Source organism: Protofrankia sp. CiP1_Cm_nod1, from assembly GCF_920888515.1.
Lineage (GTDB): Bacteria > Actinomycetota > Actinomycetes > Frankiales > Frankiaceae > Protofrankia.
Genome location: NZ_CAKKTM010000354.1, coordinates 1 through 2150, shown reverse-complemented (window position 1 = coordinate 2150; position 2150 = coordinate 1). Strand labels below are relative to the sequence as shown.

Here is a 2150-nt window from a genome sequence, read left to right as displayed (position 1 = left end):
ACTCGCTTCGGCGCCGGGCGGGCTGGCCTGCGGCGGCTGTCCGCACGCCGGGCCGCCGGCGGCTCCGCCCGCGTCCGGCGGCGGGCCACCGGCAGGTGGTGGCAGGTCAGGCACGACTCACCCCGATCACCCCGAGACAACCGTGTGCGTGTCGACGAACTGAAGGCTTCCCTCGAAAATTGTGTGTCTGTCGTTGTCGAGAGTCGCGACGTGGTAGCTGTTCTCCAGGATGCGCTCGGAGACGGTGGACGACGTCGCGCCCGCCAGCAGGATCCGTCCGGAGGTGGCCTCGACGACGTGGTCGACGCGGCTGCGGAAGGTCAGGATCGGGCTGGTGACACGCCCCAGGTCCGCCACCGTCACCGTCCACAGCTCGCGCAGGGAGACGAAGGCCCGCAGGGGCAGGCACCGGTAGGCGACCTCCGCCGTGCCCGCGGCCTTGATGTCGCTGCTCACCCCGGCCACGCAGGGGATCACGCGCGAGAGCGCCGGGGCGAGCGCGGCGATCCTCCGGTCGGTGCCGAGGCTGGGGTTGACCGTGACCACCCCGGCCACCGCCGGGCCGTGGACCTCCGCCAGCCGCAGGGTCAGGGTGCCGCCCATGGACAGCCCCATGACGAAGACGGCCGAGCAGCGTTCCCGCAGGCGGAGGAAGGCATCCTCGGCCGCGCCGAACCAGTCGCGCCAGGTCGTGCCGTTCATCTCCTGCCAGCGGGTGCCGTGGCCCGGCAGCAGCGGGCAACAGACCGTCAGGCCCGCCTCCGCGAGGAACGAGCCCCAGGGGCGCATGCTCTGTGGTGTGCCCGTGAATCCGTGGATCAGCAGTACCCCGGTGTCGCCGCCATCGTGCTCGAACGGCTCCGCGCCCGGTACGACCGAAGTGCCCGGTACGACCGAAGTGTCTGGTGTGACCGAAGTGCCTGGTGTGACCGAACGCCGTGGTACGCCTGCCATGGTGTCCGCCCTCTCGTTACTCGCGCGCGATCGGCCGCACTCCGTGGTGACGGGGGATTGTTCTGTTTTCGTCGCGCGGACCGGTTCCGCAGCATGCTCGCATGCCGGACGGGCAGAGGCCATGCTCTCCGCGGTGCCGTGTCCAGCGGTGCCATGTTCTGTGACGCCGTGTTCTGTGACGCCATGTCCGGCGGTGTCGTGTCCGGAGCCGGCCTCGCCGTGTCCCGCGTCCGCGCGGCTCCCGGGCCGCCGCGGGGGAGCCTGCCGGCGGCGCCCGGGGAGCGGCCGGCCGCGACAGTCCCCGTGGTGGACGCGGCCACCACGGTTCCATAGGGTTGTCCCGGCCACCGTGTGCGGGCGTGTCGGGCCGATGCGTGTCGAGACGATGTTGGTGGGCGACCACACCGGGAGCTGACGTGTTGTACTGGGTCGTCAAGGCATTTCTCACTCCCATCCTGCGGCTGTTCTGGCGGCCGTGGGTCGAGGGGCTGGAAAACATCCCGGAACGGGGCCCCGCAATCCTCGCCGGTAACCATCTCTCCTTCTCCGACCACCTGTTCCTCCCGTTGGTCGTGCCGCGCCGGGTCACCTTCCTGGCCAAGAGCGACTACTTCACCGCCCCGGGATTCAAAGGCTGGCTGAAGCGGCTGTTCTTCACCAGCGCCGGCCAGCTCCCGATCGACCGCAGCGGTGGTGCCGCCAGCGACAGGGCGCTGCGCAGCGGCGTGAAGGTGCTCCAGGGCGGCAAACTGCTGGGGATCTATCCGGAGGGCACGCGCTCACCGGACGGCCGGCTGTACCGGGGCAAGATCGGTGTTGCCCGGATGGCGCTGGCGTCGAAGGTCCCGGTCATCCCGGTCGCGATGATCGGCACGTTCGAGGTGCAGCCCCAGGGGAAGCTGCTGCCCAGGATCCGCCGGGTCGGCATCCGCATCGGCCAGCCGCTCGATTTCAGCCGTTACGAGGGCATGGTCGACGACCGGTTCGTGCTCCGGTCCATGACCGACGAGATCATGTACGAGCTGATGGCGCTGTCGGGCCAGGAGTACGTCGACAGGTACGCGCAGCGGGTCAAGAGCGAGCTCGCCGCCACGGTCGAGGCGGACGGCGAGGCGGACGGCGAGGCGGCCGGCGAGGCGGCCGGCGCCTGCGGCGGGGAGCCCGGCCGGGAGGGCGCCGGCCGTACGGTCGACCGG

General features: G+C 71.0%; 2 protein-coding genes. One reads left to right on the top strand and one right to left on the bottom strand.

From position 1 onward, the window contains the following. Positions 1-126: 126 nt before the first annotated feature. Complete coding sequence (locus NBX02_RS15780) at positions 127-954, bottom strand: alpha/beta fold hydrolase (RefSeq protein WP_250281630.1); 828 nt, start codon at positions 952-954, stop codon at positions 127-129. Positions 955-1370: 416 nt separating this feature from the next. Between NBX02_RS15780 and NBX02_RS15775 the strand changes: the two genes are divergently transcribed. Beyond that, on the top strand, positions 1371-2150 hold a 780-nt coding region (locus tag NBX02_RS15775), incomplete at its 3' end, for a lysophospholipid acyltransferase family protein (protein ID WP_250291977.1).

Excerpts from the sequence above, each read along its gene's own strand:
- NBX02_RS15780 (WP_250281630.1), bottom strand. The coding sequence starts at position 954 with ATGGCAGGCGTACCACGGCGTTCGGTCACACCAGGCACTTCGGTCACA.